Source organism: Shewanella sp. MTB7, from assembly GCF_027571385.1.
In the GTDB taxonomy this organism is placed as follows: domain Bacteria; phylum Pseudomonadota; class Gammaproteobacteria; order Enterobacterales; family Shewanellaceae; genus Shewanella.
The window spans coordinates 3,996,416-4,015,673 of sequence record NZ_CP085636.1; the positions used below are offsets into that span (position 1 = coordinate 3,996,416).

Sequence of the window (19,258 nt, forward strand, 5' to 3'; positions counted from 1 at the left end):
TTAATACTCTATTATGCCTTTACTCGATATTCGTAATTTAACCATAGAACTCGACACTCCCCACGGCCGTGTAAAAGCGCTTGAACGAGTCAGTCTGACGATTAATGCCGCTGAAATCCATGGACTAGTAGGAGAGTCAGGCTCAGGCAGAAGTCTACTTGCACGTGCGATTTTGGGGATCCCAGGACATAACTGGAATATAACCGCAGATCGCATGATGTGGGATGGGCGCAACTTGCTTGAGATGAGTTCAAAGCAACGTCGTAATTTAATGGGTAGCGAAATATCCATGATATTTCAAGATCCTTCTAGTAGTTTAGACCCAGTGATCAGTGTTGGTTCGCAGTTAATTGAAGCGATGCCAGCACATAAAAAAACGCCATTTTGGCGCCGAACCAAAATGAGAAAACAGACTGCTGAGAAATGGCTTCACAAAGTCGGGATAAAAAACACCGAAAGAGTGATGTCGAGTTATGCTTGGGAGCTCTCGGAGGGGGAATGTCAAAAAGTCATGATAGCGATGGCAGTTGCCAATCAACCTCGTTTACTGATTGCTGACGAACCGACAAACTCCATGGAAGTGCAGACTCAGGCACAGATTTTCAGACTTTTGAGTAAGCTCAATCAACTTCAAGGGGTATCAATACTGCTTATCAGTCATGAATTAGAGACCTTATCCATGTGGTGCGATCAATTATCTGTCATGTATTGTGGCCAGATTATGGAATCAGGTCCAACATCTGAGATAGTCGCTCGGCCCTATCATCCTTACACCAAAGCCTTATTGGATAATATTCCCAACTATTCAGGCAAGATGACCCATAAGAGTATAATGCCCACCTTGCGGGGTTCTGCTCCAGCTTTACAGCATCTTCCCATAGGCTGTCGACTAGGTCCAAGATGCCCCGAAGCGCAAAAGAAATGTGTGAACAAGCCCAATCTTTGTCACCAAAAAAATCGCTATTTCGCATGCCATTTCCCGTACAATGAAGAGCAATGTAATGACGACTCCACTGCTTCAAGTTAATGAATTAAGTAAACGTTTTGATACGGGTTACAAGGGCTTCAAACGTACCTATAATCAAGCTTTGCATCCGGTATCATTTGTGTTAAACAGAGGCGAAACATTAGCAATAGTCGGTGAAGCTGGCTCAGGCAAAAGCACGCTTGCTCGTATTCTGGTGGGCGCAGAAACGAGAACAACTGGAGAGATCCTATTTGAAGGAGAAGCACTTGAGTTAAGAAACCTCAAGCAAAGATGCAAGTTAATTCGAATGATTTTTCAGGATCCAAATACCTCTTTGAATCCAAGGTTAACCATTGGAGAGCTCCTCGATGAGCCGTTAAAATTTAATACTGATCTCGACGTCAGAGCGCGAAAAGCGCAAGTCATAGACAGATTAAGAAAAGTGGGGTTATTACCTGAACATGCTGAGTTTTATCCCCATATGATCTCTGAAGGCATGAAACAGCGTGTCGCCGTTGCCCGCGCTTTAATGTTAGACCCTAAAATAATCATCGCAGATGAGGCCTTAACGGCACTCGATCTTTCGGTTCGTTCTCAAATTTTAAATTTATTACTCAAACTGCAAAAAGAGATGGGACTTTCCTACATATTTGTATCCCATAACCTCAGTATTATTAGACACTTCAGTGACAAAATAATGGTGTTACATAAAGGCGAAATGGTCGAAAAAGCCACCACAGAAAATCTGTTCAATTCGCCTCAACATGAATACACTAAAAGATTACTTCAGCAGCAAGATCTGCTAAACCATAAACGAGTGTAACTGCTCCAACCACTCACTATTTTTGGATTTTTAGTCAAAAAAAAGTGCCTTTTCCCCTTTGATTAATTATCCTATAAACACTTTTTAAAGAGAAGCAGAAAAATGATAATCAAACCTAAAACACGTGGCTTTATCTGTACCACCAGTCATCCTGCCGGTTGTGAAGCGAATGTACTCGAACAAATCAATATCACAAAAGCTAAAGGTGCTATCAAAAACGGCCCTAAAAAAGTATTAGTTATCGGTTCTTCTAGTGGGTATGGTCTATCTTCACGTATCGCTGCTGCATTTGGTAGTGGGGCTGCAACTCTAGGCGTCTTTTTTGAAAAGCCTGGAACTGAAAAAAAGCCTGGCACTGCTGGCTGGTATAATTCGGCGGCATTCGATAAATTTGCAAAAGCTGAAGGTCTTTATTCTAAAAGTATCAATGGTGATGCATTTAGTCATGAAGCTAAACAGAAAGTGATAGAGCTAATCAAAGCTGATCTTGGTCAGATAGATATGGTGGTCTACTCACTTGCATCTCCAGTACGTAAACTACCAGATTCAGGTGAGCTTATCCGCTCATCACTTAAGCCTATTGGTGAGATCTACACGGCAACAGCTGTCGACACCAATAAAGACTTAATCATCGCAACCAGCGTTGAGCCCGCTACAGAGCAAGAGATTCAAGATACTGTTACTGTGATGGGCGGAGAAGATTGGGAGCTATGGTTAGCGGCTCTTGCTGAAGCAGGTGTGCTTGCTGATGGTTGTAAGACAGTGGCATACAGCTACATAGGCACAGAGCTGACTTGGCCTATCTATTGGCATGGTGCTCTTGGCAAAGCCAAGATGGATTTAGACCGCGCGGCTAACGCGCTAAATGAAAAACTATCTGTCACAGGAGGCAGTGCCAATGTTGCCGTGCTTAAAAGCGTTGTGACACAAGCTAGCTCAGCCATCCCAGTTATGCCTTTATACATTGCTATGGTCTTTAAAAAGATGCGTGAAGCGGGTTTACACGAAGGCTGTATGGAGCAGATTAATCGTATGTTTGCTGAGCGTTTATATCGTGAAGATGGTCAAGCTCCTCAAGTCGATGATGCTAATCGCCTGCGTTTAGATGATTGGGAATTGCGTGAAGAGATTCAGCAACATTGCCGGGACTTGTGGCCATTAGTCACCACTGAAAACTTAAGTGAGTTAACTGATTACCGTCAATACAAAGATGAATTCTTGAAGCTCTTTGGTTTTGGTATTGAAGCTGTAGATTACGAAATCGATGTTAACCCAGAAGTTAATTTTGATGTAGAACAGTTTTAAAAACAAACAGATAACCAGCTCAAAATAACGACTAAAATGCGTCACTTCAAAAAGTGACGCATTTTTTTTAAAAGTTAATTCCGCATTTGCGAATATTGCCATACACTTCTGATCTTAGCATTATATTAAGGAAGGTCAGAAAAATGAGAATCAGTGCACGTAATTCATTGAATGGTAAAATTATTTCAATCGCTGAAGGTTCAGTAAACAATGAAGTGGTTATCGAACTTGCACCTGGTGTTGAAATAACCTCAGTGGTAACAAAAGCATCATGTGAAAGTTTAGGTCTTGAAGTGGGTGGTAACGCTTATGCTATCATCAAGGCAAGTAATGTGATGGTTGCTGTAGATTAATAGCGACAACATCATGTAATACTGTTCAATGCAATATATAGAAATATATTGCATTGTTTCCCCTTATCTAACAATACTCCTCCAATATTAGATTGGCAATTATTCGAAGCATCCTCCCCTGAAAACATCTTAATGGTCACTTCTTTAGTGATCTTAACGTAATTTTATAGCTGAAATATCGCTAAGCATATTGTCCCTTGCTTGTGAATATCCACCTAGACGTTCCTGAATTAGTACACCCCGATAGAACCAAGATCCCCTTCTCACTCTGGCCGTTATGGATGGTGGAAATGTACAACAGATGTCAGAAACATCTGGCACCCTGCGATCACGAATAAGCATATCTGACCTCCATGGATGGAGGAAATGCCGAGAAATGTCTGGAACATTTTCGGCCATGTGCAAATCCCCTCCATCGCTATCCCTGCGATCACGGATAAGCATATCTGACCTCCATGGATGGAGGAAATGCCGAGAAATGTCTGGAACATTTTCGGCCATGTGCAAATCCCCTCCATCGCTATCTCTGCGATCACGGATAAGCACATCCATGTGCAAAAAAGGTCAGCTAATGCTGACCTTTTTATATCGATAATGCTTACTTAGATTCTATTGTAGCGGTGAGTAAAGCACTTCACTATTCGCTTTTAACGTTGCTATTAGCGCTCGGTAGTTATCTTCGCTGTATTGAGCATTTAGTCTTTGTTTAAGTGCACTTAACATATTGTCATCAACACCTACGGCAGCATTTACTTTATCAAGCACAATAACGGCGTATCCAGAAGCAAGAGCAACGGTATCCACAATCGCGGTCTCAGCAGGCTGCGCCATCTGGAATGCCTTGTTGATGATTGCACCATCCACATCTTGTTCGAAACGGCCTACATTCGCTTTAGTGATAAACTCAACGTCTGTAGTTGGGAATGCTGTCATTAGCGCCTGAGCTTTATCTCTGGCAACCTCGTTAGCCTTTTCCTGTTGTAAGCGTTGAATAATACTCGATTTCACCTTAGCAAAGTCAAGCGTACCTGCTGCGACATGAGATTTAATACGAATAACCATCGCGTGATTAGCTTCAATATCAATCACATCACTGTTCATTCCATCGAGTAAAACACTATTTGAAAATGCTGCTTTTAATACATCAGGCTTATCAAACGGTGCTGGCGCATTGTTACGTGTAAAAACAGGAGTTGTTTTAACTTCAACACCTAGCTCTTTCGCCGCTTCGCTCAAGGTATCTGGTACTTCATAACTGACATCAGCCAAGGTTTGTTGAAGACCAAAGTAAGTATCGACTGCATGCTGCTCTTTTAACTTGGCCACAATTTTTGCTTTAACATCATCGAAAGGCACTTCTGCACCAGGCTGGACATCAAGTAGCTTAATGATGTGATAGCCAAAGCTGGTTTTAACAACTGTTGAGTATTCGCCATTTGAAAGTGAATATAACACTTCATCAAATGCTGGCTCCATTACACCCTGCTCAAACCAATCCAACTGTCCACCTTGCTCACCACTAAAGGTATCTTCAGATTCTGTTTTGGCAAGTTCAGCAAAATCTTCACCAGCTTGCAGCTTGGTATAGATTGCATCAGCTTTGGTTTTTGCAGCAGAATCGTCATCACCTAAATTAACTAAGATGTGCGCAGCTAAACGCTTCTCAGCCTTTAAATAGTGCTGCTTATTCTCATCATAGTAAGTCTGAGCATCTTCATCTGTGACAACAACATCAGTCGCCATCTCTTTAGCATTGAGTTCGATATACTCAAGGCTCAATGTTTCAGGACTCATAAATTGAGCTAAGTTTGCATCGTAAAATGCTTTAGCTTCCTCATCGGTGACCACGACTTCAGCGATAAATGGCGTTGCATCAACGATATGATAACGGATATCACGCGTCTGGCTCTGAATACCCGCAAGATAATCTGCTTCTCCAGCTAATACAAACTCAGATCCCACCAATGAAGCAACGAGTTGACGACGAGTCATATCGGTACGCATCATGTCTTTAAATGAGTTAGCTTGGTAACCTAGCTGACGCAAAATAGACTGGTATCTGTCATTATCAAATTGACCATCAGTTTGAAATGCGGGTTCAGTCATTATGGCTGTCTTGATCTGTTCATCAGAAACACGTAAGCCTAACTCACTTGCACTCTGATCTAATAATTTTTCAGCAACAAGACGCTCTAAAACACTTTGCTTAACGCTGGCTAAATAATTGTCATCAGCTGCCAGTGCTCCATACATCTCGCCTAGCTGTTGCTCTAAACGACCACGTTCACTTTGATAGGCCTGTTCCAAAGCTGATTCACTGATCTCTTCACCATTAACAGTGGCTGCAGCAACCTCTGTCGATGAACCTAAATAGCTACTCACGCCAGTAAATGCAAAGGAAAGTATCACTAGCACCAGAATGCTTTTTGCAATCACGCCCTGTGAGCCTTCGCGAATCTTCTCTAACATTGGATATCTCGCTTGTTGCGATAAAAAAATAAAAAGGCGCATCGCGGTTATCGAGATGCGCCTTTTCGTAAATATTAGGGGCAATAGAATTTTAAGTCTAAAGCGTCCTATCATACTTAACTATTTATAAAAGCACTGCGGTAGACAGTGCTTTTTGTTTCTATTTAGAAGCTTATTAAGAAAGTATGAAGCCTTACAAAAAGGCTAAAACTATTTTAGTTTACAGCGTCTTTAAGAGCTTTACCCGCTTTGAATGCAGGAATATTAGCTGCGGCGATCTTGATCTCAGCACCCGTTTGTGGGTTGCGACCAGTGCGCTCTGCACGTTGACGTACTTCAAAAGTACCAAAACCAACAAGAGAAATCTTATCGCCATCTTTTAAGCCTTCTGTTACAGCTTCAATGAAAGAATCCAATGCACGGCCAGCAGCGGCTTTAGAAATGTCAGCACCAGAAGCGATTTTCTCGATTAGTTCAGATTTGTTCATGTCATCCCCTTGAATGTAATTTTGTTGTGCATCCATTTCCTTCTCTGGAACGGTCTGCGGAGGCTTTTATAACAAGCTTAAAACTAAAGTTCAAGCTCTACAGGAAAAGCTAAGAAATATAATTGAAAATAGCTCAAAACCAGTTGCCCCAAGGGCTTGAGAGGTGTGAGCTAACCACTGACCTAGGCTACCACAGCTAGCGACTTTAAAAAGCCCCTTTTTGCATTTTTTTTGCTGCATTTCGCAATTTTCATGCGTTAGCCTAAGTTTTTAACGATTTCAAAGCCTTCAATTGGACGTTCTAACGCTAATTTCAGCACTTCGTCCACCCAACGTACCGGATAGATTTGCAGATCGGCAACAACATTTGCCGGGATCTCCTCCAAATCGCGCTCATTTTCTTTTGGGATCAACACAATTTTAGTCCCCCCACGATGAGCAGCTAAGAGTTTTTCCTTCAATCCACCAATAGGAAGCACTTCACCACGTAGGGTGATCTCGCCAGTCATGGCAACATCTGCTCGCACAGGATTACCTGTCAGGCTAGACACCAAAGCCGTACACATTGCCGCACCTGCTGATGGGCCATCTTTTGGCGTAGCGCCTTCTGGTACGTGTACATGAATATCACGCTTTTCATAAAAATCAGGATTTATGCCTAACTGCTCTGCACGGGCACGAACGACTGTCATTGCAGCTTGAATAGACTCCTGCATCACATCACCCAGTGAACCGGTATAGCTCAGCTTGCCTTTACCCGGCACTGATGTCGCTTCAATGGTCAACAGATCGCCACCCACTTCAGTCCAAGCAAGCCCAGTCACTTGACCAATTTGATTGTTTGACTCAGCTTTACCATAATCACATCGCTGAACGCCTAAGAATGACTTAAGATTTTCCTGCGTCACATCAATGTGCTTCACTGTCTTATCTAACAAGATCCTCTTCACCACTTTACGACAGATCTTAGAAAGTTCACGTTCAAGTGCACGTACACCCGCTTCACGAGTGTAATAACGAATAATGCCAATAATGGCACTATCGTGAACCGTCACTTCTTTCGGCTTGAGTCCATTACGTTCAATCTGCTTCTGCAGTAGATGCTGTTTCGCAATATTTAACTTCTCATCTTCCGTGTAGCCAGAAAGACGGATAACTTCCATACGATCCAGTAATGGACCAGGAATGTTCATCGAATTAGAGGTTGCCACAAACATCACATCAGACAGATCGTAATCCACCTCTAAGTAATGATCACTAAACGTTGAGTTCTGTTCTGGATCAAGGACTTCCAAAAGCGCAGATGCAGGGTCACCTCGCATATCCGAGCTCATCTTATCGATCTCATCGAGTAAGAAAAGTGGGTTTTTAACTCCGACTTTGGCCATCTTTTGGATAACTTTGCCCGGCATAGAGCCAATATATGTACGACGATGACCACGGATCTCCGCTTCATCACGTACGCCACCTAAAGCGACACGTACATATTTACGACCCGTTGCTTTAGCAATAGACTGACCTAGAGAGGTTTTACCCACACCCGGTGGTCCAACTAAACACAAGATAGGGCCTTTGAGCTGCTTAACACGGCTTTGGACTGCAAGATACTCTAAGATGCGCTCCTTGACTTTTTCAAGTCCAAAGTGATCGGTATCGAGTACATCTTGTGCTTTAGCTAAATCACGTTTTATTTTAGAACGCTGATACCAAGGTACTGAAACCATCCAATCGACATAACTGCGTACGACAGTAGCTTCTGCTGACATAGGCGACATCATTTTCAATTTGTTCAGCTCAGCAGTGGCTTTATCTTTGGCCTCTTCTGGCATCTTAGCGTCTTCAATCTTACGCGCTAAAGATTCGAATTCATCATGAGACTCGTCAATATCACCAAGCTCTTTTTGAATCGCCTTCATCTGCTCGTTAAGATAGTACTCGCGCTGGCTCTTCTCCATCTGTTTCTTAACGCGTGAACGGATCCGTTTCTCAACCTGAAGCAGGTCAATTTCAGACTCCATCATCGCCATCAAATATTCAAGACGCTCAGCAACATCAACCATCTCAAGTACAGCTTGTTTATCTTCAAGCTTAAGTGGCATATGAGCCGCCATAGTATCAGCTAAGCGAGGTGCTTCATCTATGCCAGATAGCGAGGTCAAGACTTCTGGAGGTATCTTCTTATTAAGCTTGATGTAACCTTCGAATTGGCCTACAGCAGAACGTACGAGTACCTCTTCCTCCTTCTCAGCCATAGGCTCAGATTCAAGGTAGTGCGCAGTCGCGACGAAAAAAGACTCTTCATCAGTATATTTTTCGATGCGCGCACGTTTGCCACCTTCAACCAATACCTTGACAGTGCCATCAGGCAGCTTCAATAGTTGTAAAATTGAGGCTACGGTACCGACCTCAAAAATGTCATCAGTACTTGGGTCGTCGAGCTCAGCATCTCGCTGGGCCACTAAAATAATTTGCTTATCTTGCTCCATCGCCGTTTCCAGGCAACGGATTGACTTTTCCCGTCCAACGAATAACGGAATTACCATATGGGGATATACGACCACATCTCTTAGTGGTAATACAGGTAGTTCGATTCGCGCTTCACTCTCTTGTGTCATAGCTCGATTCCGTTTGATGATAATACTAACCAGTATATTGGGATGAATTCATTAATTTCAATAGCTAATAGCTATTTAATAGGCTGAGAGCATAAAAAAAGGAGCCATATAGGCTCCTTTTTTCTACAGACTAAATTTTAGCTGGATTATTGTTCAGCGCCAGCAGCCTGAGACTCACTATTTTCATAAATGAGTATAGGCGTTGACTCGCCCTTAACGACTGATTCATCTATGACGACTTTCGCCACATTATCAGTAGAAGGTAAATCATACATAATATCGAGTAGGATACCTTCGACGATAGAACGTAAACCACGAGCACCTGTTTTACGTGTTTTAGCTTTTATCGCTATTGCTCTAAGTGCATCTTCACGGAATTCAAGCTCTACCTCTTCCATTTCAAACAAAGCGGCGAACTGCTTAGTCAGTGCGTTCTTAGGCTCAGATAAAATCTGTACTAAAGCATCATCATCAAGTTCAGTAAGCGTAGCAAGTACCGGGAGTCGTCCGATAAACTCTGGTATCAAACCATATTTTACCAAATCTTCAGGTTCAACTTGCATCAAGATTTCAGAAATCGTCGCCTTGTCATCTTCACCTTTGACTTGAGCGCTGAAACCAATACCTGTACCAGTGTGAGCACGCTGTTGAATCACTTTCTCTAATCCAGAGAATGCACCACCACATATAAAGAGGATCTTAGAGGTATCGACCTGTAAAAACTCTTGTTGTGGATGCTTACGTCCACCTTGTGGGGGCACTGCAGCAACGGTACCTTCTATCAACTTAAGCAAAGCTTGCTGTACACCTTCACCAGAGACATCTCGTGTAATGGATGGGTTGTCAGACTTACGGCTGATTTTATCGATCTCATCGATATAAACGATACCGCGCTGAGCCTTTTCTACGTCATAGTCACACTTTTGTAGTAGCTTTTGAATGATATTCTCAACATCTTCACCCACGTAACCCGCTTCAGTAAGCGTGGTAGCATCGGCCATAGTGAAAGGGACATTCAGGAATCGCGCAAGTGTTTCTGCCAGTAAGGTTTTACCGCTACCGGTTGGCCCAATAAGCAAGATGTTACTCTTACCAAGCTCAACACCATCTTTCGGACTCGCATTCTTTAAACGCTTATAGTGATTATATACTGCAACCGAAAGGACCTTCTTAGCCTTATCTTGTCCAATGACATAATCATCTAGATGCGCTCGCAGCTCATGTGGAGTCGGTAGTTTATCTTGATCTTGCTTAGGTAAAATCTCTTTAATCTCTTCCCTGATTATATCGTTGCAGAGCTCTACGCACTCATCGCAAACGTATACTGAAGGGCCAGCAATGAGTTTTCTAACCTCATGTTGGCTCTTTCCACAAAAAGAGCAGTAGAGTAGTTTCCCACTATCACCTGTACTTTTGTTATCACTCATTACTCTACCTCTTGAACAGTCTGCACTACTGTCTAAATCACCTACAACCTAAACTCATGATAGCTCAGCCGTAGATAAAAATCAGCCCCGTTGATTAAACACTGAGTCGACTAAGCCATATTCAGCAGCTTGAGTTGCACTCATGAAGTTATCGCGGTCTGTATCACGTTCGATAATTTCCAAAGGTTGACCCGTATGTTCAGCCAACATTTGGTTTAATTTGTTTTTAATACCAAGAATCTCTTGCGCATGAATAGCGATATCCGAAGCCTGACCTTGAAAACCACCTAGCGGCTGATGGATCATGACACGAGAGTTAGGTAAACAATGACGCTTACCTTTAGCGCCACCAGCAAGCAGGAATGCACCCATACTTGCGGCTTGACCGATACAAACAGTACTGACATCTGGCTTGATAAACTGCATCGTATCGTAAATTGCCATACCAGCAGTGACAGAACCACCTGGTGAATTGATATAAAGCGAGATCTCTTGATCTGGGTTCTCTGACTCCAAAAAAAGTAATTGAGCCACGATGAGGTTAGCCATATGCTCTTCGACTTGACCCACTAAGAAGATGACGCGCTCTTTAAGCAGACGAGAATAGATATCGTATGAACGTTCACCTTTAGCGGTTTGTTCAACCACCATAGGAACGAGTGCATTTAGTACTGATTCTGGTGCATTTTGCATTATTTATAATCCCTAAATAAAAACGGCTCGAATGAGAAACCTCATACGAGCCATTATAAATGGTGAACAACCATTTAAGTCAAGCGAAGCTTAACCTTGTTGAGTAGCCTTGTTCATAAATTCTTCAAAATTGACAGTTTTCTCAGTCACTTTTGCAGTTTTTAGCAATGCTTCAACGGCTTGTTCTTCAAGAGCAACATTACGCATGTTCTGCATCATCTCTTGATTGCCATTGTAATATTCAACAACTTCACTTGGGTCTTCGTATGCAGAAGCCATAGAAGCGATAAGTCCTTGAACTCGTTCGTCTTCAGCTTTCAGCTCATTAGTCTTGATGACTTCACCCAATAATAGACCAACTTTCACGCGACGTTCTGCTTGTTCAGTAAATAAATCAGCTGGTAGCTCAGGCATATTTGCAGCTTGGTCGCCGAAACGTTGCATAGCTTGCTTACGCAGCACTTCAACTTCGCCAGCAACGAGTGCAGCAGGAAGATCAAGTACATTCTGCTCTAGCAGACCATTAAGCACTTGCTCTTTCACATTGGCTTTAAGCGCCTGCTCAAGTTCACGGCTCATGTTCTTGCTAATTTCAGCTTTAAGCGCTTCTAAACCACCTTCAGCAACACCGAAAAGTGTCGCGAACTCATCATTCACTTCAGGTAAGTTAGCCGCTTGTACTTCATTCAAAGTAATAGCGAACTTGGCCACTTTACCTTTTAAGTTTTCAGCGTGGTAATCGTCAGGGAAAGTCACGTCGATATCGAACTCTTCACCTGCTTTATGACCTTCAACACCAGATTCAAAACCTGGGATCATACGGCCAGAACCAAGTTGAAGTTCGAAATCTTCAGCTTTTCCGCCTTCAAACTCTTCACCATCGATAGAACCAACAAAATTAATCTTGGCTTTATCACCATCGCCAGCAGCACGTTCAACAGCTGCATAAGTAGCATGTTGCTTACGTAGTGTTTCGATCATGGTGTCGACATCTGCATCGGTAACCACTGAAGTTGGTTGCTCAACAGCAATATCTTCAAGTCCTTTCAATTCTACTTCTGGGTAGATTTCGAAAGTTGCAACAAACTGGAAGTTTTCCGCATCCGATTCACCAGGAACAAATGTTGGTGCGCCAGCTGGGTTTAACTTCTCTGCGATGATCGCTTCAACGAAATTACGCTGCATGACTTCGCCAGTAATATCTTGACGAATTGCATTGCCATAACGCTTGTTGATGACACTTACAGGTACTTTTCCTGGACGAAAACCTGGGATACGAGCGCGCTTAGCTTCGCTTTTTAGACTATCGTTTACAGCTTTCTCAATCTGTTCAGCAGGAACAGAAATGGTCAAACGGCGCTCTAGGCCTTGTGTTGTTTCAACAGAAACTTGCATTTTTTTACCTCAAAATAAGTCTAACGTCCTTTGTAATAGTCGAATGTTCAACTATTAAAGTATTCGTTTCTTGATCTTAAAAGTTGACTAGACAGCCCATTATAACTCACTTGCTGTGCTAGCCATTCATAATTGATGTTTATCAAGACGCGACATTATAGCCACGCTTTTCAGCAGAGTCGACCACAAAACGTGAATTTCAGATGTAAAAAAAGCGACCTAAGGTCGCTTTTTTTACATTCTTACAAAGAAATGGGGTGACTGATGGGGTTCGAACCCACGACAACCGGAATCACAATCCGGGACTCTACCAACTGAGCTACAATCACCACTGATATTTGGTGCGCCCGGCAGGATTCGAACCTGCGGCCACCCGCTTAGAAGGCGGGTGCTCTATCCAACTGAGCTACGGGCGCTTCGATAATGAGTTAATCTTCAACTCACATCCTGAACTGGCGTGAAATATAAATCTTCACTTTACTCGCTGTTTCAAGCAAATAAATATCAAATGGTCGGTGATAGAGGATTCGAACCTCTGACCCTCTGGTCCCAAACCAGATGCGCTACCGGGCTGCGCTAATCACCGAATATTACTTTTTTGATATTTTGTTAATACCAGAGACTAACCCTGTTCTTCTTTCAATTCAAAAGCTGGATATGAAAGAAGTGTATTAATTATCAATGCCAAATTGTTAAGACTTTTATATGCAATTCAATATTGGGATAAATTACAAATCTCAGCTCAAGTGAAGCTAGTAAGCCTTCTCGTTGAGAACGGAGCGCATCTTATCCCCTCACCTTACATGCGTCAACGCTTTTTTTATAAAGAAAGTTCGCCTGCTCACTTTACAGACTAAACTGTTTTGAATAAGTTAGAAATCAATCAAACTGGGGGTTATCTATTCAATATAGCTTGATGTAAATTATCCGTATATGAGAACGGATTGTTACCTAGGTTATTAAATGACACCAAGTCTATCGCCTGTTAAAATGTCGTCGATTTTTTTATCGCGCCTTATTAAGGATATCTCCCCCAGATGACAGCTCAAATAATCGATGGTAAAGCCATTGCTCAATCCATTCGAACACAGCTCAAAGAAAAAGTAACTGCCCGCAAAGAGGCTGGTAAAAGAGCACCAGGTTTAGCGGTTATCTTGGTTGGCTCAGATCCAGCCTCACAAGTCTATGTAGGCAGTAAACGACGTGCCTGTGAAGAGGTGGGGTTTTTATCTCGCTCATACGATCTGGACACTAGCACAACTGAAGAACAACTACTTTCGCTCATCGATGAGTGCAATCAAGACCCTAGCATCGATGGCATTTTAATTCAGTTACCTTTGCCAGCTCATATTGAAGAATCTAACATTATCGAACGTATTCGTCCCGATAAAGATGTTGATGGCTTCCATCCTTATAATGTAGGGCGACTCGCACAACGTACACCCGTTCTACGTTCATGCACTCCTATGGGGATCATGACACTTATCAAATCAACTGGGGTTGATACATATGGCCTAGATGCCATCGTTGTTGGTGCATCAAACATCGTTGGCCGCCCAATGAGCTTAGAACTCTTACTTGCCGGTTGTACGACGACGATATGCCACAGGTTTACGCGTAACCTAGAGCAAAAAGTCAGACAAGCTGATTTGGTTGTTGTCGCGGTAGGCAAACCAGGCTTTATTCCTGGTGAATGGATTAAACCTGGCGCCTTGGTGATTGACGTAGGCATTAATCGTCTTGAAGATGGCACATTAGTGGGTGATGTTCAGTATGAAGTGGCAGCGCAAAATGCCAGCTTTATCACACCTGTACCTGGTGGAGTTGGCCCCATGACCATTGCCAGTCTCTTAGAAAATACCCTTTATGCAGCTGAACGGTTTCACGATTAACATAAGGTTCTAGGTTCTAGGTTCTAGTAAAAAAATACAAACATAAAAAAGCCTGCGTCAACAGGCTTTTTTATACAGTAAATTTTAATTTTACTTTTTACGCCAAGTCGTGCCATTAGGGCCGTCTTCGAGAATCACACCTAAGGTATTTAAGCCAGCACGTGCAACATCGGCAGCTGGCCAATTTTTCTCGGCTCTTGCGCGATTACGATCTGCAATCAGCGCTTCAACCTGAGCAACTTCATCGTCATTACTTTCGCCTTTAAAGAAAGTATCCACATCTTGCTCTAATAAACCAAGTACAGCGGCCAACTCTTTCAAGCGCACAGCCAGAGCTGATGCTTGAGCAAGATCGGTCACTTTCAGGCGGTTAACCTCACGCACCATGTCAAACAGAACCGAATAGGCTTCAGGTGTATTAAAGTCATCATCCATTGCAAGTGAAAACTTAGACACAAAGTTTTCAGCCACTGCAGGTTCAACGGTTAAATCCAGATCTTTAAGTGCCGTATACAGACGCTCTAATGCCGATTTAGCCTGCTTAAGGTTATCTTCTGAATAGTTAAGCTGACTGCGATAATGACCAGACAATAGAAAGTAGCGAATGGTTTCAGCATCATAGTGAACCAACACATCTCTGATAGTAAAAAAGTTATTAAGAGATTTAGACATCTTCTCTTTATCAACCATCACCATGCCGGTGTGCATCCAGTAGTTCACATAAGGGGTATTGTGGGCACAGCAAGATTGTGCAATTTCATTCTCATGATGGGGGAACTGAAGATCTGAACCACCACCATGTATATCGAAATGTTGACCAAGATGTTTACTGTTCATTGCTGAACACTCAATATGCCATCCCGGCCTACCAGATCCCCACGGTGATTCCCATGTTGGCTCACCCGGCTTAGACATTTTCCATAACACAAAATCCATAGGATCCCGTTTAGTGTCTTCCACTTCAACCCGGGCGCCAGCTTGGAGTTGCTCTATGTTCTGTCCGGATAAACGACCATATTCAGGAAATGATGACACGCTAAACAGTACGTCACCATTGCTCGATACATAAGCATGTTCTTTTTCGATAAGAGTTTCGACCATCTCGATAATTTCAGCCATGTGCAGCGTTGCTTTTGGCTCGAAATCAGGACGTTTCATATTTAACGAATCGAAATCTTTATGCATCTCACCAATCAGACGTTCTGTCAGTGAATCACAGCTTTCGTTATTTTCTGCGGCGCGTTTAATGATCTTGTCATCAACATCGGTAATATTACGCAGGAAATTCACGTCGTAACCAGAATAACGTAAATATCGCACGATCATGTCGAAAGCAACAAAAGTACGCCCATGACCAATATGACATAGGTCATAGATGGTTATCCCACACACATACATGCCCACTTTACCGGGGTGTATTGGTTTGAATTCCTCTTTTTGGCGGGTCAGGCTGTTGTATAGCTTCAACATGGACATTCTCTTCTACAAAAAACAAATAAAATAGTGGGTTTAGTCTATCATTGGCAATCAGGTGCTTCCATTAGTTTTAAGCGTTTGTGGGGCAATGGTAAACACATTTTAAACCTTTAACGGCATTTTTATTACCAAAGCAGATAAATGCGCTTCTTTACCCACGATTATAAGCACTAGCTCTTTATGCTCTAACGCATTTACGTTAGAATCTTGCCACTATTTCTATTGTTCAATTTAATGAGAATCAAATCATGATCACTCTTCATACCAATCACGGTGACATCGTTTTAGAACTAGACGCAGAAAAAGCGCCTATCACTGCCGAAAATTTCACCAGCTACGTTAAAGATGGTTTCTTTGACGGGACTATTTTCCACCGTGTTATTGACGGTTTTATGGTCCAAGGTGGTGGTTTTACTGAAGATATGGTTCAAAAAGATAATGGTGAGACCATCAAGAATGAAGCTAATAATGGTTTATCAAACCTTGTTGGCACCATTGCCATGGCAAGAACCTCAGATCCACATTCAGCAACGGCTCAGTTTTTTATCAACCTCAATGACAACACTTTCCTTGATTTCAAATCTGAGACTTCTCAGGGCTGGGGTTACTGTGTTTTTGGTAAAGTGTCTGCAGGTATGGATGTTGTCAATAAGATCAAAGCGGTTAACACTGGCAACCGTGGCATGCACCAAGACGTTCCTCTTGAAGCGGTTGTTATTGAAAAAGTCACCATTACTGACGCTGAGTAAGCCTGTTTAATGCGTACACTTTTTATTGGCGATCTGCACTTATGTGCTGATCGCCCTGATATCACGACTGCCTTTAATCTCTTCCTCGATAATGAACTCCATGATGTCGACGCCCTCTACATTCTGGGTGATCTATTTGAAGTATGGATAGGCGATGACATTGCAGAACCTTTTGCGCTTAAACTCGCTGCAAAATTGAAAGCTATTTCAACCCAGCTTCCTATCTACTACATCCATGGCAATCGAGACTTTCTGATCGGCAAGCAATTCGCTCAAATGTCTGGAATGATCTTATTACCCGAAGTGTACAAGCTTGACTTGTATGGAGTACCGACAGTTATTCTTCATGGTGATAGTCTATGCACGTTAGACAAGGCCTATCAAAGGTTTAGATGCTTTAGAAACCTGACACTCGTCAAATGGCTCTATGGGCACCTGCCAAAGAAAAACCGAGTGAAAATTGCCAACAACATTCGCAATAAGAGCGCTCAAAGCAACAAGAGCAAAAGTGTGATAATAATGGACGTAGAAACGGAAGCCGTTGATCTGCTAATGGAACAGACAAACAGTCTACAGATGATCCACGGCCATACTCATAGGCCCGACATCCATTATTTAGAAACCACATCAGGCATTTCAAAGAAACGAATTGTGGTCGGTGATTGGTACGACCAAACCAGTGTTCTGAGCATCAGCGCCAATAGCACTGAGCTTTCGAATAGCCCACTAAGTTCAGATCTCGATCTTTAATCCAATAGTAAAGAACCTTTATACCAATCCCCTACTCTCAATCCCAGTAACGCCTAAAGTTGTGCACCGCTATGAAAATTAAATTCAGGATCTATACTGCTAATAAGCTCAGCTTCTCGCTCTGAAAATGTAGCAACACGCTCACTAATATCTCCACCTGCAATATCCGCTGCCAACAGTAAATAATCTTGATAATGCCGAGCCTCAGAACGCAGTAACGAAACATAAAATTTATTAAGTACATCATCAAGCAAGGGAGCAAGCTTAGCGAAACGTTCGCAAGATCTCGCTTCGATAAAGGCACCAATGATAAGCTTATCGATCATCGCTGCAGGCTCGTGAGTCCGAACCAATTTCATCATACCTTTAGCATATCGTCCTGCTCGGCGATTTTCATAAGGAATACCTCTATCTTGCATAATTTCTAAAACCTGCTCGAAATGATGAAATTCCTCTTTGATAAGTCGAACCATCTTGTTTATCAAAGCCTCTGCATGTTCAAAATTTGGCTTAGCAATAAGCTTGATGGCGATCTCATTCTTTTTACTATTTCTCGCTAAGAAAGCATCAACGTCCCTATCTTTACGGTAAACAAACTCTTCATAAGGTTTAGCCCACTCCAGCAAAAGTAGGCCATTCTCCTTATCAATCGCGTATTTTCTTATCAGAAACATGGCAGTTTGCGCAGCCTTTAACTCACAATTGCAGTGATCGATCAACAGAGTGGGTAAATTTTCAGGCTTAACCGCTGCTTGAATCCAACTGTCGGGAGTTTCACATTTGAGGAAAGCGTGTATCGGGGCTAGCAAGTCTTGCATATTATCCTTAATCTCTTTAGTGAAAAAATAACGTTCATTTTGCAATATTGTATCAGTTACTTAAACTGAAATACTTAGCTAATACGCTCCTTTTTGATCAAAGTATTTTCCTCTCCTACCTGTTGAGTAAATCTAAATTGGTAATTTAAAAATCGAAAAATGGATAAAAATCAACAAACCAATAACAAAGTTAACTTGACTCCAACCCTTTTTTGTTCAATAAATAAATCTATAGTCTGCCTGCTTTTAGCTAGACTTAAGTAGGATAGGTATCGTGAGCCACTGATTTTTTGGGAACAAACCAATGGCTAGTTACTTAATATTTTCATTTAACGAATTGAGGTATAAAGGGTTCGTCTGCAGTTTGGCGAGCAAAAGTTAAGCTAAACAAGGATAACTATAATGATATTGAACCATTTAATGGGACTTTACACTCATCCAAAAGAAGAGTGGCACACAATTGAACAAAATCATGAAGCACTTAAAAGCAGTCTAAGTCATGTGATCTTAGTAGCACTCATTCCAGTGATCTGCACCTTTATTGCATCTACCCAAATTGGCTGGAACTTAGGAGTTGGAGAGCTACTGTTCCTCACTCAAGACAGTGCAATGTTAATGTCTGTCGGTATGTACTTTGGATTAATCGCTGGTGTTTTCGGATTAGCCTATCTGGCATTTTGGATGGCTAAGACCTTCGACGCAGATCCAAGCTATACCCAAGCGTTAGAACTCGCCTCTTATACTGCAACACCGTTATTTATGGTTGGTTTAGCGGCTTTATATCCTGCGGTATGGTTTGTTATGGTCATAGGCCTATTTGGTTTAGCTTACTCCGTTTATCTGCTCTACACTGGTGTACCTATTATTATGAATATTCCTGAAGAGAAAGGGTTTATTTACGCCAGTTCAGTGGTTACTGCAGGCTTAGTACTACTGGTCGCTTTAATGGCTGCAAGCGTGATTTTATGGAGTATGGGTTTTGGCCCAATGGCTCAATAAATTGAAGTAGAAAACCTAAGAAAACTAAAAAGGCTTTAG

The 19,258-nt window shown here is 42.2% G+C and carries 16 protein-coding genes and 3 tRNA genes; 8 read left to right on the forward strand and 11 right to left on the reverse strand.

Annotated features, from left to right (window positions below):
• The first annotated feature begins 13 nt into the window (after nucleotides 1-13).
• The 4 genes from HWQ47_RS17315 (at nucleotide 14) to HWQ47_RS17330 (ending at nucleotide 3,448) form a co-directional block, all read left to right on the forward strand.
• Nucleotides 14-1,027, forward strand: a complete 1,014-nt coding sequence (locus HWQ47_RS17315; protein WP_269967311.1) for a peptide ABC transporter ATP-binding protein — start codon at nucleotides 14-16, stop codon at nucleotides 1,025-1,027.
• Nucleotides 1,002-1,790 carry a peptide ABC transporter ATP-binding protein gene (locus HWQ47_RS17320; RefSeq protein WP_269967312.1) on the forward strand — a complete coding sequence of 263 codons (789 nt, stop codon included), beginning with the start codon at nucleotides 1,002-1,004 and terminating at the stop codon, nucleotides 1,788-1,790. Before HWQ47_RS17315 ends, HWQ47_RS17320 begins: the two co-directional genes overlap by 26 nt.
• 102 nt (nucleotides 1,791-1,892) lie before the next feature.
• Nucleotides 1,893-3,095 carry an enoyl-ACP reductase FabV gene (gene fabV, locus HWQ47_RS17325; RefSeq protein WP_269967313.1) on the forward strand — a complete coding sequence of 401 codons (1,203 nt, stop codon included), beginning with the start codon at nucleotides 1,893-1,895 and terminating at the stop codon, nucleotides 3,093-3,095.
• Nucleotides 3,096-3,238: 143 nt separating this feature from the next.
• Nucleotides 3,239-3,448, forward strand: a complete 210-nt coding sequence (locus tag HWQ47_RS17330) for a TOBE domain-containing protein (protein WP_269967314.1) — start codon at nucleotides 3,239-3,241, stop codon at nucleotides 3,446-3,448.
• 609 nt (nucleotides 3,449-4,057) lie between these two features.
• Here HWQ47_RS17330 and HWQ47_RS17335 read toward each other — a convergent pair.
• From HWQ47_RS17335 to HWQ47_RS17375, 9 genes are all read right to left on the reverse strand, one after another.
• On the reverse strand, nucleotides 4,058-5,917 hold the full coding sequence (locus HWQ47_RS17335; protein ID WP_269967315.1) for a SurA N-terminal domain-containing protein: 1,860 nt from the start codon (nucleotides 5,915-5,917) through the stop codon (nucleotides 4,058-4,060).
• A 215-nt stretch (nucleotides 5,918-6,132) separates the two neighbouring features.
• Entirely contained in the window at nucleotides 6,133-6,441 is a 309-nt protein-coding gene (locus tag HWQ47_RS17340; protein WP_269967316.1) for an HU family DNA-binding protein, read from the reverse strand.
• 221 nt (nucleotides 6,442-6,662) lie between these two features.
• Complete coding sequence (lon, locus tag HWQ47_RS17345; RefSeq protein ID WP_269967317.1) at nucleotides 6,663-9,020, reverse strand: endopeptidase La; 2,358 nt, start codon at nucleotides 9,018-9,020, stop codon at nucleotides 6,663-6,665.
• 146 nt (nucleotides 9,021-9,166) lie between these two features.
• Nucleotides 9,167-10,447 carry an ATP-dependent protease ATP-binding subunit ClpX gene (clpX, locus tag HWQ47_RS17350; RefSeq protein ID WP_269967318.1) on the reverse strand — a complete coding sequence of 427 codons (1,281 nt, stop codon included), beginning with the start codon at nucleotides 10,445-10,447 and terminating at the stop codon, nucleotides 9,167-9,169.
• Nucleotides 10,448-10,528: 81 nt separating this feature from the next.
• Nucleotides 10,529-11,140 carry an ATP-dependent Clp endopeptidase proteolytic subunit ClpP gene (clpP, locus tag HWQ47_RS17355; RefSeq protein WP_269967319.1) on the reverse strand — a complete coding sequence of 204 codons (612 nt, stop codon included), beginning with the start codon at nucleotides 11,138-11,140 and terminating at the stop codon, nucleotides 10,529-10,531.
• Between the two features lie 90 nt (nucleotides 11,141-11,230).
• A complete protein-coding gene (gene tig / locus HWQ47_RS17360) occupies nucleotides 11,231-12,535 on the reverse strand; it encodes a trigger factor (protein ID WP_269967320.1) in 1,305 nt (434 codons plus the stop codon).
• Nucleotides 12,536-12,788: 253 nt separating this feature from the next.
• Nucleotides 12,789-12,864 (reverse strand) — tRNA-His (locus tag HWQ47_RS17365).
• Nucleotides 12,865-12,874: 10 nt separating this feature from the next.
• Nucleotides 12,875-12,951, reverse strand: a tRNA-Arg gene (locus HWQ47_RS17370).
• 93 nt (nucleotides 12,952-13,044) lie between these two features.
• Nucleotides 13,045-13,121 (reverse strand) — tRNA-Pro (locus HWQ47_RS17375).
• A 451-nt stretch (nucleotides 13,122-13,572) separates the two neighbouring features.
• Between HWQ47_RS17375 and folD the strand changes: the two genes are divergently transcribed.
• Entirely contained in the window at nucleotides 13,573-14,427 is an 855-nt protein-coding gene (gene folD / locus HWQ47_RS17380; RefSeq protein WP_269967321.1) for a bifunctional methylenetetrahydrofolate dehydrogenase/methenyltetrahydrofolate cyclohydrolase FolD, read from the forward strand.
• Nucleotides 14,428-14,517: 90 nt separating this feature from the next.
• On the opposite strand, the gene cysS is transcribed toward folD, so the two are convergent.
• The gene (gene cysS, locus HWQ47_RS17385) at nucleotides 14,518-15,897 is read right to left on the reverse strand and encodes a cysteine--tRNA ligase (RefSeq protein WP_269967322.1); all 1,380 of its coding nucleotides are present in this window, start codon (nucleotides 15,895-15,897) and stop codon (nucleotides 14,518-14,520) included.
• Between the two features lie 254 nt (nucleotides 15,898-16,151).
• Between cysS and HWQ47_RS17390 the strand changes: the two genes are divergently transcribed.
• The gene (locus HWQ47_RS17390) at nucleotides 16,152-16,652 is read left to right on the forward strand and encodes a peptidylprolyl isomerase (RefSeq protein WP_269967323.1); all 501 of its coding nucleotides are present in this window, start codon (nucleotides 16,152-16,154) and stop codon (nucleotides 16,650-16,652) included.
• A gap of 9 nt (nucleotides 16,653-16,661) precedes the next feature.
• On the forward strand, nucleotides 16,662-17,402 hold the full coding sequence (locus HWQ47_RS17395; protein ID WP_269967324.1) for a UDP-2,3-diacylglucosamine diphosphatase: 741 nt from the start codon (nucleotides 16,662-16,664) through the stop codon (nucleotides 17,400-17,402).
• A 53-nt stretch (nucleotides 17,403-17,455) separates the two neighbouring features.
• On the opposite strand, the gene miaE is transcribed toward HWQ47_RS17395, so the two are convergent.
• Complete coding sequence (miaE, locus tag HWQ47_RS17400) at nucleotides 17,456-18,220, reverse strand: tRNA isopentenyl-2-thiomethyl-A-37 hydroxylase MiaE (RefSeq protein ID WP_269971777.1); 765 nt, start codon at nucleotides 18,218-18,220, stop codon at nucleotides 17,456-17,458.
• A gap of 402 nt (nucleotides 18,221-18,622) precedes the next feature.
• On the opposite strand from miaE, the gene HWQ47_RS17405 reads away from it, so the two are divergent.
• Nucleotides 18,623-19,219 carry a Yip1 family protein gene (locus tag HWQ47_RS17405; RefSeq protein WP_269967325.1) on the forward strand — a complete coding sequence of 199 codons (597 nt, stop codon included), beginning with the start codon at nucleotides 18,623-18,625 and terminating at the stop codon, nucleotides 19,217-19,219.
• The last annotated feature ends 39 nt before the right edge of the window (nucleotides 19,220-19,258 follow it).